The following is a 12,205-nucleotide window of genomic DNA, read 5'->3' on the forward strand; positions in this document are numbered from 1 at the left end:
CGAGAGAGATCAGCGAAAACACCGAGGCCGCCCTCGCCGCCGCGCTGGCCGACCGGTGGGGCCTGGGTGACGAGGATCCGCTACCCAGGCTGCTGGCCGGTGCAATCAACGGAACGTACCGGGCAACGGTCGCGGAGATCCTGCAGCAGATCCTGGCCGGCAAGGATGTCGAGACTGTCCGACACTCCGTCAGCACTGCTGCGGACCAAGCCTTCGCCCTGCTGGAGTCCAGCTTGGCGGACCACGAGCGCGCGACCCGCAACTGACCGCGCCACGGCGCGGGAAGCACCCACGCCGGGCGCGGCGAGCGCGGTCCAGCCGGCGTCGGGCCCAGGCCTGCTCAGCGCGCCCGACTCCAACCGACGCACATCCACCGACACAGCCACCGCGGCGGCGTCGGCGTCGGCCGGCTCACCTTCCCGCCACAACACCTGCCAGGCCGCCGAGTTCGGAGCGCGAGGCGACCCCGAGCTTCGGGTACGCCTTGTAGAGGTGGTGCCCGACCGTGCGCGGGCTGAGGAAGAGCTGCGCGGCGATGTCCCGGTTGGTGAGGCCCTGAGCGGCAAGGCGGACGATCTGCAACTCCTGCGGGGTGAGGGCGGCGAGTGGTCCGGCGACCGGCCCTGCGGGTGCGGCGGACCCAGTGGCGGTCAGCTCCGTACGGGCGCGGTCCGCCCAGGGGGCGGCGCCGAGCTGTTCGAAGGTCTCCAACGCCGTGGCGAGTTGGGACCGGGCTTCGGTTCGCCGCCGGTCCCGGCGCAGCCACTCACCGAACAGCAGAGCGGTCCGCGCCTGCTCGAACGGGCGGTGGTCCCGCTGGTGCAGATCAAGTGCCGCCCGGTACGCCGACTCCGCCAACTCCTGCGGCCCGAGCAGCGCTTGGCAGCGCAACAGCAGCGCCGACGCCCAGGGCTGTCCGGCGACGGCGGCCCAGCGCGCGAAGCGCTCGTACGACTCGGTCGCACGCTCCGGTTCGCCCAGCCGGACCGCCGCCTCGACCAGATCGGGCACCGCCCGGGTGGCGGAGACATGGTGTCGGCACTGCCCGCTGGTGAGCCGCTCCAACCGGTCGGCGGCCAGCCCGGCTCGTCCCTGCCCCAGGTCGAGCAGCCCCAGCGCCCACTGCGCCCAGGGGTGTCCGGCCGCCGGTGCGGCGCCGGGGCCGTCCAGGGCGGCCGCAGCCAGTTCGGCACAGGCCCCTTCGGCGCCGGTGAGCGCCGCCAAGTAGGACAGCAGGCTCTGCAGTTGGCTCACCCACTGGCGCTGTGCCGTATCGATCGCCAGCTCCAGGGCCTCGGTGGCGGCGACCTCGGCATCCCGGTGGCGGCCGTGGAAGAGCTCGGCCTCCGCAAGGAAGTACAACAGGGTCGGCAGCTGGCCTACCGCGCCCTCGGCCCGGGCCTCGGCCACCAGATCGGCAGCGAGTCGGTACGTCTCCGCGTCCCGTCCGAGAATCAGGGTGGCACCGCAGACCTGCACCAGGTCCCGGACGGCGTCGGCGCCCGCGCCACGGGCTGCGGCCACGGTCTCACCGACCGGCGGGAGATCCGGGGCCGGTCGACCGATCACCGGCAGCGCGGCGGCGAGCAGGTAGTGGGCCACCGGTCCGGCCGGGTCCTCGGGCGGCAACTCCAAGGCCCCCAGACGGTCGAGTACGGCGCCCAGTTGCTGCTCCCCCAGGTACCAGGCGGCATGGAACGCCTGGAACAGCATCCGGGCGGCGTGCGGCGCCTCGATCTCGGAGGTGGCAGCCCCCATCAGAAGCTCGTAGGCGGCCGGGTAGGCACCGCGCCAGAACTGCGCGGTCGCCCGGACGTGCTCCAGCAGCGCCACCGCAAGCGGCCGCCCCCGGCCGGAGAGGTGGGGAAGGTCGTCCGCCCGGGCCAGCGCACGCTCGGCCAGCGCCGTAGCCCGGTCCAACTCACCTGCATCAGTGGCGGATTCGGCAGCCAGAACGAGACGACGGGTGGCCCCGAACCTGTCCGGCGTCAGCCGGGCGGCCCGCTCGTACGCCGAGGCTGCGCCACTCGGCCCGCCCCGGGCACCGGACCGTACAGCCGTACGCTCCAGCGCGTCGGCCAGGTCGGCATCGGGTCCCGTGGCAGCGAGCGCGAGGTGCCAGGTGCGGCGATCGCCCTCGCCCAGGGCTTCACCGACGGCCCGGTGCGCGGCCAACCGCTGCATCAACGGGGCACGTTGCAGAATCGCGGCGCGGATCAACGGATGCCGGAAAGCCAGCCGTTCGCCGGCCGAGAGCCGGATCAGACCTCGCTGCTCGGCCGGAGGAAGACTGTCGGGGCCGGCACCGAGCGCGGCTGCGGCCGACAGCACGGTACGAAGGTCCCCGGTCTCTTCGGCGGCGGCGACCAGCAGCAGCGTCTGGGTGGCGGCCGGAAGCCTGGACACCTGTCCGTGGAAGGCGAGTTGCAGACGGCTGGTGAGCGGCACCACGCCGACGGCACCGGGCTGTTCACCGGCAAGCGCGGCAGGCAATTCGGTGAGCGCCAGCGGATTACCGTGCGCCTCGGCAAGGACGCGTCGGTGCACGGCAGCGATCCGGACGGCCTCCCTGCTCTCCCCGGCCTCCCCCACACCACCGGAACCACCAGCACCACTGGTACTACCGGCACCACCACCGGCGACGTTGCTGCCGCCCCTGGCCTCCCCGGTACCGGTACCGGCTCCCGGGATCAGGCTCGACGGCAGCGCGGCGAGCAGCGCAGACGCGGCGGCGGGAGACAGCGCGGCGAGCGGAAGCTCGGGCAACCCGGTTGCAGGGAAGGAGCCTTCACCGTCGCGAGCAGCGAAGAGCAGGACAACGCCTTCGGTCCGCAGACGCCGGGCGGCGAGCAGCAGCGCCTCGGCCGAGGCGCGGTCCAACCACTGGGCATCGTCGATCAGACACAACAGCGGCCCGTCCGTGGCAAGTTCGGAGAGCAGGGCGAGGGTCGCAAGACCCGCGAGGAGCCGGTCGACCGTGCGGACGGCCCGCTCGGCCGAGACCGTGACGGGGTCGACCACGGCCTCGGCCGTATCGTCGACCAACCCGAACGCCGCCTCCAGCGACCGGCGTTGTGGAGCGGTGAGCGCCGAGAGCCGGTCGAGTCCCGGTGCCAGCAGCAGGCTGAGCCCGGCGAACGGCAGATCCGCCTCGTACTCGACCCCGGTGGCCCGGATCACCCGGAACGGCACCGACTCGACCGCCACCGCAGCCACACCAGCGCCCGCACCCGCACCCGTCAGCGCCGCGCGTTCCGCGTAGTCCAGCAACGCGCTCTTGCCGATGCCCGGTTCACCCCGCAGCACCAGAACCCCGCTGCGGCCCACCCTCGCCTCGTCGAGCAGCCGGTCGATAGCCGCCTGCTCCTCCGCCCTCCCGTACAGCATGACGTGCACCCTACCTACGCCCCCGCCGACACCGGCCGCCGCAGTGACCTATGGCTGACTGATTCGCCACCACCGTGCCCCACCGTAACTTCATGCCATCGACGGAAACACACCGCCGAGAACACCGCCGAAAGCACCGGCAGAAGCACCACCGAGAACGTCTCCAAGACACCGACGAACTCTCCGAAGGAGCAGGGACATGACCGACCTCCAGCAGGTTGCCGAGCGCTACATCGCCGTCTGGAACGAGAACGACCAGCCCGCCCGCCGCAAGCTCATCGACGAGCTGTGGGCCGAGGGCGGCCGCTACACCGACCCGCTGGTGGACGCCCAGGGCCGCGAGGCGATCGACGCGACCATCGGCGCGGCCCAGGCACAGTTCCCGGGGCTGGTCTTCACCCTCGGCCCGGTGGACGCCCACCACCACCTGGCCCGTTTCACCTGGGACCTCGGCCCGGCCGGGGGCGAGGCGCTGGTGGTCGGCTTCGACGTCGTCGCCGTGGACGAGGACGGCCGGCTCACCTCGGTCCTCGGCTTCCTCGACAAGGTTCCGGCCGCCTGACCCGGTCCGCGCATCCCGGGCCGGCCCCACAGTCCCTGCATCCCCCGCCTCCTTCGCCCCCACGCGTGCGGCCCGTGCCACCGCCCTGTCGGACTTCCGGCAGGGCGGCAGCCGGGACAGCACCCAGGGAACGCTCAAGGGAGGAAGCCGCACCGTTCCGCTCGACGCCCGACATCGGGTTGGATAGGGGGATGAGTGAGCAGCAGAGCGCGGTACCGGCGTGGGAGCAGCGATTCCGGGCAGCGCGGGTCACGCTTCCGGAGTGGGCCGAGGACGCCCCCGAGCGGGCCCTGTACGTGTCCAACGCCACCGGCACCTACGAGGTCTACGCCTGGGACCGGTCGACCGGCGGGCACCGGCAGGTCACCAACCGCCCGAACGGGACCACGGACGCCGAGCTGAGCCCGGACGGCGAGTGGATCTGGTGGTTCGACGACACCGACGGTGACGAGTTCGGCATCTGGCGACGCCAGCCCTTCACCACCGCCGGTCCGACGGCGCACCCGACCGACAGCACCGTGGCGACCGAGTCCGCCGAGAACACCCAGAACGCCCAGCACACCGAGTCCGCCCAGAGCACCGGGAGCGCCGAGGGCGCAGTCGGCCGCGACGAGGAGGCCGTCCCGGGCGTGCCCGCCGCGTACTCGGCCGGCCTGGCGATCGGCCGCGACGGCACAGTGGTGGTCGGCACCTCCACGGACGACGACGGCACCACCCTCCACCTGCGCCGCCCCGGCAGCACGACGGTCGAAACCCTCTACCACCACGCCGAGTACGGCGGTGTCGGCGATCTCTCGTACGACTCCGCACTGCTGGCCATCGACCACACCGAGCACGGTGACGCGATGCACTCGGCGATCCGGGTGGTCCGTGTCTCCGACGGCTCCACCGTCGCCGAGCTGGACGAGGTGACCGGCCGCCAGAACCCGTGCGGAGTGGCCTGTCTGGGCTTCGCTCCGGCCGACGGCGACACCCGGCTGCTCGTCGCCCACCAGCGGCGGGGCCGCTGGGAGCCGATGATCTGGGACGTCGCCACGGGCACGGAGACCGAGCTGCTGCTCCGCGACGAGCAGGGCCGCGAGTTCCCCGGCGACCTCTCCGCGCAGTGGCGTCCGGAGGCCCGCGCGCTGCTGGTCGAGCACGAGTACGAGGCGCGCAGCGAGCTGTTCTCGTACGACCTGGAGAAGGGCGAGCTGGTCCGCCTGGACACCCCGCGTGGCACGGTGGCCGGTGCGACGGCGCGGCCGGACGGGACCGTCGAGTTCCTCTGGTCCTCCGCCGCCGAGCCGTCCGCCGTGCGATCCACCGCCGGGACGGTGGTGCTGCGCGCGGCCGGACCGGTACCGCCGGGGTCGGTCCCGGTCGAGGACGTCTGGGTCGAGGGGCCCGGCGGGCGGGTGCACGCACTGGTCCAGCGGCCGGACGGGGAGGGCCCGTTCCCGACCGTCTTCGAGATCCACGGCGGCCCGACCCACCACGACAGCGACTCCTTCGCCGCCGGCCCGGCCGCCTGGCTGGACCACGGCTTCGCGGTCGTCCGGGTCAACTACCGCGGCTCCACCGGCTACGGCCAGGCCTGGACGGACGCACTGCGCGAGCGGGTCGGCCTGATCGAGCTGGAGGACATCGGCGCCGTCCGCGACTGGGCCGTGGAGTCCGGACTCGCCGACCCGTCGAAGCTGGTGCTCTCCGGCGGCTCCTGGGGCGGCTACCTGACCCTGCTCGGGCTCGGCACCCAGCCGGACAGCTGGACGCTCGGCCTGGCCGTCGTCCCGGTCGCCGACTACCTGGTCGCCTACGCCGACGAGATGGAAGCGCTCAAGTCACTGGACCGGACGCTCTTCGGCGGCACCCCGGAGGAGGTCCCGGACCGCTGGCACGCCTCCTCCCCGCTGACGTACGTCGAGCAGGTCAAGGCGCCCGTGTACATCAGCGCCGGGGTCAACGACCCGCGCTGCCCGATCCGCCAGATCGAGAACTACGTCGAGCGGCTGGAGGCTCTCGGCAAGGTGCACGAGGTCTACCGCTACGACGCCGGGCACGGCTCGCTGGTGGTCGAGGAGCGGATCAAGCAGCTCCGACTGGAGATCGACTTCGTCCGGCGGCACCTGCCGGGCCAGGACGGGTCAGGCCAGTAGCCACTGTTCGGTCCCCCGGGCGTTCTTCGGCCCCGGGGGGCCGGCGAACGCCCGGCACTCCCCGGGAACGGAACAGCACTCCCCGGGGGCTGCTCAAGTAGTCCCCCGGGATCGATCAGTCGTTCCCGGGCGTCGCTCAGTCCAGGGCCGGGTCGAGGCCGAGGGCCCGGTCCTGGAGCATCTCCGCCTCCCGGCGCACCAGGCGGAACCACATGAAGACGACGAACCCCGCGAAGACGAACCACTCCAACGTGTAACCGAGGTTCTGGAAGGCCCGCAGGCTGAGCCCGTCCCCGCCCTGCGGCTGCACGGTGGGAACGGCGGTGAGCCCGTCCGGCGCGGCGTCGGCGGCCACCCAGCCGTCGTACGAGCGGTACGGCAGCACGTTGACCAGAGTCGCCGAGCTGATCGTGCCCAGCTGGCCGGACGGCAGTCCGCCGGCCACCGCGCCGCCACTGCCGCTGCTCTCCGGTGCCTGGAGCCGACCGGTGACGGTCACCTGACCGGACGGCGCAGCAGGCACCTGGGCCGCCGCACCGCTACCTGTGCCCGCACCCGCTGTGCCTCCCGCGCCCGTCGCCGCCGGTGCACCGGGTACCCAGCCGCGGACCACGGCCGCGGCCGGTCCGTCGGCGGTCCGCAGCGGGGTGAGCACGTAGTAGCCGTTCCGGCCGTCCACCGTGCGGTTGGGGACCAGCAGCTGGTGCGCGGAGTCGTAGCTGCCGGTGACGGTGATCTCGCGGCCGACCGTGTCGGTACCGACCTCGGCCGTACCGCCCTTCAGTACGGAGGCCAGCGGGGCAGCCGTGTCCGGGGCCTTCGCCGAGCTGCCGGTGTTCTTGTGGGAGGAGGCCCGGTCCTCGAAGCGCCCGAGCTGCCAGGAGCCGAGCCAGAGGCAGACCGCGATGGCTACCAGGGCCACCACGGTGCCGCCCAGCCAGCGCGAAGTCAGGAGAAACCGGTACACGCCCACCACGGTAACCATTCCTCACACCCACCGGTGCCCCCGGGGGTCGCCGCGCCCGGCTCAGCACCCACCCCGAGCATCGCGACCACTCCACCACGCGGGCACCGCACTGCCGACGAGATGACGAACCGCAGCCTCCCCACGTCCGCTGCACCACCGCCCCGTCCGACCGCCTACTGCCCGCTGGCCACCGTCGTCGGAGTGCCGGAAGGAAGCGCCGGAGTTGCCGCCGGGACCGCCTCGGGGGCGGAGTGGTAGACCGTACCGGCGCAGGCGCCGCTGACCTGGGCCGTCGCAGCAGCCGGGCCGCCGGACTGCGGAGTGTGCTCCAGTGTGATGCTCGCGGGCGTGCTGGGCGGCGGGGAGCTGCTGGGGCTCGGCCCGGTGCCGGGGGAGGACGGGGCGCCGGGCGAGGCATCGGCGGCGGGCGCGGCTGCGGCAGCGGTCTGCGGGGCGGGCGCGGCCGGGCTGCTGCCACCCCCGGTGTTCGGGCACGGCTTGTCCGGCACCCAGCCGAACCGGACCTGGTACCCCGCCTTCGGCGGCAGTACCAACGGTCCGGACGCCGGGGCCGGGTCGGGCAGCCCGACCGCCGGGTCACCGGCCAGGTGGTCGACGACCTTGACCTTCGCCGGGTCGCCCCCCTCCACCGAGCTGACCGTCACCGTTCCGGGGCCGGTCAGCGCACAGCTGCGCCCGGAGGTGTTGAGCACGGTGAACCAGCCGTACACCTTGCCGTTCGCGTCCGCGGCGGCGAGATAGGAGCTGCCCGCGCCGAGGTCGGCCCGCACGCAGTCGGGGAGCGGCACGGTTCCGGCCGGGCTGCCGTCCGCCCCGGGCGTGGGGCTGGCGGCCTCGGAGCTGGCCTCGACACCGGGCGCAGCCGAGCCAGGCCGGTCGGCCGAGCCGGTCGGGCTCGGCCGGTGGGAACGGCCCGCCTTGCTGTCCTCGGACGGTGAGGCCGGGCTCCGGCCGTCGGTGTCCGCGAGGGTGCGGCCGGTGGTAGGGCCGTCGGAGAGGTCGAAGTGCTGGACGCCCTTGATGGTCGGCACGGCGGCGGCGACGAGCAGCGCGGCGGCCACCGTACCGGTCCAGACGTTGCGGTGCCGGGCCCGGCGTCGCGGGACCGCCTGCCGGATGCGCAGCAGCGCGGCCGGGTCCGGCTGAACCTCGGTGACGGACTGGTGGATCAGCTCGCGGAGCCGTCGCTCCATCAGCTCCTCGTCCGATTCGGCCGAAATCCGCCCCGCCCCAACCGCACCCTGCCCCGGGCCGGACGCGCCGTACCCGGCCCCGTCACTCCTCGGACCGGACGCGCCGAGGCCGGAAAACCCGACGCCCCCTCCACGCGGATCGCGCCGAACACCGGTCACCGGCAGCTCGCAGCAAGGCTCCAGCGGCCCTGACTGCCGCTCAACCAGCCACGGCCGCTCCGGCCGCTCCGACCCCTCCAGCCTCTCCGACCCGTCCGCGCCCTGCGCGCCCTGCGGGTCCTGCTCGCCGCCGGCCATCCTCTCGTCAGTCATCCTCGGCCTCCATCAGGACTCGCAGGGCGGCCAGGCCGCGCGATCCGTACGCCTTCACCGAGCCGAGGGAGATCCCCAGCGCGTCGGCGACCTGCGCCTCCGTCATGTCCGCGTAGTAGCGCAGGACGAGCACCTCCCGCTGACGGCGTTGCAACCCCCGTAGCGCGGTCTTCAGCTGGTCGCGCTCCAGCGCATCGTAAGCGCCTTCTTCTGCACTGGCCATGTCAGGCATCGGCTTGGGCAGCAGTCGCAGGCCGAGGATGCGCCGACGCAGCGTCGAACGGGACAGGTTGACGACGGTCTGCCGGAGATAGGCGAGGGTCTTCTCGGGTTCGCGGACTCGGCGACGCGCGGCGTGCACCCGGATGAACGCCTCCTGCACGACGTCCTCGCAGGTCGACAGGTCGTCAAGGAGCAGGGCGGCCAGGCGCAGCAGGGAACGGTAGTGCGCCTGGTAGGTCTCGGTGAGGTGATCGACGCTGGCTCCTGCCGCGTCCTCTGCGGCCGTGCCCATGCGGCTATCGACCAGCAGCCCTGCTCGGGGCGGCAGGACCACCACCGGCACGGACCCCAACGGAGCGGACCCCACCGGCATGGACCCCACCGGCACCAGGGGTGCCAAAGGCATCACAGGCGCTGCCGGCACCACCATCACAGGTGCCATGGGCACCACGGAGACCGCCCCCATTACGTTCGCCACGCCTGTTGGACACTCGCTCCCCTGTCATGGTTGCCCGGCCGAAGGCATATTCTCCCGCACACGCAGAATCCCCCTCCAGCACCCTGGAGGGGGATCCGGACCGTCCGTTTCCGGACAGCGATCACAACAACGGCAGCGAAAGCACTCATACCCACCACGTCAGCAGTGGCACCAGCGCCTGCAAGGGCCTGCGGTACCGGCGCGGCCAACAGTCGGACCAGCGGTGGAGCCCACGGCCCCTGACCCGGAACCCCCGGAGCCCCCAGAGCCCCCAGAGCCCCCGAACGGGCTGCCTCAGGCGCTGAACTCGGCCGCGACCAGTTCCGCGATCTGAGCAGTGTTCAGCGCGGCCCCCTTGCGCAGGTTGTCCCCGCAGAGGAAGAGGTCCAGCGCGTTGGGGTCGTCCAGCGCTCTCCGGACCCGCCCGACCCAGGTGGGGTCCGTGCCCACCACGTCGTTGGGGGTCGGGAACTCACCGGCCGCCGGGTTGTCGTAGAGGACCACGCCCGGCGCCTCCCGCAGGATGTCCTGCGCGTGCTCCTGGCTGACCTCCCGCTCGAAGACCGCGTGCACGACCAGCGAGTGCGTGGTGACCACGGGGATCCGGACGCAGGTCGCGGAGACCTTGAGGTCCGGCAGGCCGAGGATCTTGCGGGACTCGTTGCGGACCTTGAGCTCCTCGGAGGACCAGCCGCCCTCCATCGGCGAGCCCGCCCACGGCACCGCGTTCAGCACCAGCGGCGCCGGGAACGGGCCGTTGTCGGTGATCACGGCACGCAGGTCACCGGTCTGCTCGCCGACGCCGGTGCCCGCGACCTGCTTGAGCTGGTCGCGCAGCGCGTCCACGCCGGGCTGTCCGGCACCGGAGGCGGCCTGGTACGAGGCCACCACCAGCTCCGTGAGCCCGTACTCGGCGTGCAGCGCGGCGAGGCCGCACATCATGGTGAGCGTGGTGCAGTTCGGGTTGGCGATGATGCCGCGCGGGCGGAGCCTGGCCGCCACCGCGTTCACCTCGGGGACGACCAGCGGGACGTCCTCGTCCATCCGGAACGCGCCGGAGTTGTCCACCACGACGACGCCCTTGGCCGCCGCGATCGGCGCCCACTGGGCGGAGACCTCGTCGGGGACGTCGAACATCGCCACGTCGATGCCGTCGAACGCCTCCTCGCAGAGGGTGACGACCTCGACCTCCTCACCGCGTACGGTCAGTCGGCGGCCGGCCGATCGCGGCGAAGCGATCAGCCGGATCTCGCCCCAGACGTCCTCCCGCGCGGAGAGGAGGCCCAGCATCACGGTCCCGACGGCGCCGGTGGCGCCGACGACCGCGAGGTTGGGCTTACGACTCATCGACCGGTCCCGCCGTAGACCACTGCCTCGTCGGTGCTGCTGTCCAGGCCGAAGGCGCTGTGCACGGCCCGGACGGCCTCGTTCACGTCGTCGGCACGGGTGACCACCGAGATGCGGATCTCGGAGGTGGAGATCAGCTCGATGTTGACCCCGGCCTCTGAGAGCGCCTCGAAGAAGGTCGCGGTGACGCCGGGGTTGGAGCGCATGCCCGCGCCGACCAGCGAGATCTTGCCGATCGCGTCGTCGTAGCGGAGCGACTCGAAGCCGATGCCCTCGCGGACCCGGTTGAGCGCGTCGATCGCCTTCTGGCCCTCGGACTTCGGGCAGGTGAAGGAGATGTCGGTGAGGCCGGTGGACGCGGCGGAGACGTTCTGCACCACCATGTCGATGTTGACCTCGGCATCCGCGATGGCGCGGAAGATGCGGGCCGCCTCGCCCGGCTTGTCCGGCACACCCACGACCGTGACCTTGGCCTCGGACGTGTCATGGGCGACTCCGGAGATGATCGCCTGCTCCATTTCGCCCCCTTCGGGCTTGGTCGGGTTGCTTCCGCTCACAATCGTCCCCGGAAGTCCGGAGAAGGACGAGCGTACGTGAATCGGGATGTTATAGCGCCGGGCGTACTCGACACACCGGTCGAGCAGCACCTTGGAGCCGGACGAGGCCAGCTCCAGCATGTCCTCGAACCCGATCCAGTCGATCTTGCGGGCCTTCTTCACCACCCGCGGATCGGCGGTGAACACGCCGTCCACATCGGTGTAGATCTCGCAGACCTCGGCGTTCAGGGCCGCCGCGAGGGCGACCGCCGTGGTGTCCGAGCCACCCCGGCCGAGGGTGGTGATGTCCTTGCTGACCTGGGAGACGCCCTGGAAACCCGCCACGATCGCGACGTTGCCCTCGTCCAGGGCGGCACGGATCCGGCCCGGCGTGACATCGATGATGCGCGCCTTGTTGTGCGTGGAGTCCGTGATGACACCGGCCTGGCTGCCCGTGAAGGACTGGGCGTCGAAGCCCAGCGTCTTGATCGCCATGGCCAGCAGTGCCATGGAGATCCGCTCTCCAGCGGTCAGCAGCATGTCGAACTCGCGGCCGGACGGAATCGGGGTTACCTGTTCCGCGAGTTCGATGAGCTCGTCCGTCGTGTCGCCCATCGCGGACACCACGACGACGACCTCATGGCCGGCCTTCCTGGCGTCAACGATTCGGCGGGCTACGCGCTTGATGCCCTCGGCATCCGCAACGGATGAGCCGCCGTACTTCTGCACGACAAGGCCCACGTGCGCTCCTCGACTTGTGTCGTTCAGGGGGACTGGGTGGCCCCATCTGCGGTCCGAGCCAGTCTATCCAGCGGTTTCGGCACCTCAGCCGCATTCCATATGATGAGACACCGGTATCGACTGGTGGTCAGGGGCTTTCGACAGGTCTTCGGGGCCGCTCCCGGCAGCCGACAAGAATTGCCGGATCCACGGCCGATCGGCTCCGAATTTCTCCGGCCGGACGATGAGTGAATTCTTCGTCACAGTCGCTTCGGGGCCCGTCGTTCGTGTCCGCTGTGCCCCTCGGCGGCTCGGCGACCGA

The 12,205-nt window shown here is 72.1% G+C and carries 8 protein-coding genes and 1 pseudogene; 3 read left to right on the forward strand and 6 right to left on the reverse strand.

All coding sequences use genetic code 11. From position 1 onward, the window contains the following. A pseudogene (locus UK12_RS41315) lies at positions 1-266 on the forward strand (TetR family transcriptional regulator); the annotation flags it as partial. Positions 267-411: 145 nt separating this feature from the next. On the opposite strand, the gene UK12_RS16270 reads toward UK12_RS41315, so the two are convergent. Next, positions 412-3,387, reverse strand: coding sequence for an AAA family ATPase (locus UK12_RS16270; RefSeq protein ID WP_045303703.1), 2,976 nt, complete (start codon positions 3,385-3,387; stop codon positions 412-414). 199 nt (positions 3,388-3,586) lie between these two features. On the opposite strand from UK12_RS16270, the gene UK12_RS16275 reads away from it, so the two are divergent. Next, the gene (locus UK12_RS16275; RefSeq protein WP_045303704.1) at positions 3,587-3,949 is read left to right on the forward strand and encodes a nuclear transport factor 2 family protein; all 363 of its coding nucleotides are present in this window, start codon (positions 3,587-3,589) and stop codon (positions 3,947-3,949) included. A gap of 191 nt (positions 3,950-4,140) precedes the next feature. Further along, complete coding sequence (locus UK12_RS16280) at positions 4,141-6,087, forward strand: prolyl oligopeptidase family serine peptidase (protein ID WP_052681922.1); 1,947 nt, start codon at positions 4,141-4,143, stop codon at positions 6,085-6,087. A 136-nt stretch (positions 6,088-6,223) separates the two neighbouring features. Here UK12_RS16280 and UK12_RS16285 read toward each other — a convergent pair whose 3' ends face one another. The 5 genes from UK12_RS16285 to UK12_RS16305 all read right to left on the reverse strand — a co-directional run bounded on the left by UK12_RS16285 (position 6,224) and on the right by UK12_RS16305 (position 11,904). After that, a complete protein-coding gene (locus tag UK12_RS16285) occupies positions 6,224-7,054 on the reverse strand; it encodes an SURF1 family protein (protein ID WP_045303735.1) in 831 nt (276 codons plus the stop codon). 173 nt (positions 7,055-7,227) lie between these two features. Further along, the gene (locus UK12_RS16290; protein ID WP_045303705.1) at positions 7,228-8,268 is read right to left on the reverse strand and encodes a hypothetical protein; all 1,041 of its coding nucleotides are present in this window, start codon (positions 8,266-8,268) and stop codon (positions 7,228-7,230) included. Between the two features lie 304 nt (positions 8,269-8,572). Then, entirely contained in the window at positions 8,573-9,145 is a 573-nt protein-coding gene (locus UK12_RS16295; protein ID WP_231591240.1) for a SigE family RNA polymerase sigma factor, read from the reverse strand. Between the two features lie 429 nt (positions 9,146-9,574). After that, the gene (locus UK12_RS16300; protein WP_045303706.1) at positions 9,575-10,627 is read right to left on the reverse strand and encodes an aspartate-semialdehyde dehydrogenase; all 1,053 of its coding nucleotides are present in this window, start codon (positions 10,625-10,627) and stop codon (positions 9,575-9,577) included. Next, positions 10,624-11,904 (reverse strand): aspartate kinase, encoded by a 1,281-nt coding sequence (locus UK12_RS16305; RefSeq protein WP_045303707.1) that lies wholly within the window; start codon positions 11,902-11,904, stop codon positions 10,624-10,626. Before UK12_RS16305 ends, UK12_RS16300 begins: the two co-directional genes overlap by 4 nt. Between the last annotated feature and the right edge of the window lie 301 nt (positions 11,905-12,205).

It is taken from the genome of Saccharothrix sp. ST-888 (assembly GCF_000955975.1).
Classification (GTDB): domain Bacteria; phylum Actinomycetota; class Actinomycetes; order Streptomycetales; family Streptomycetaceae; genus Kitasatospora.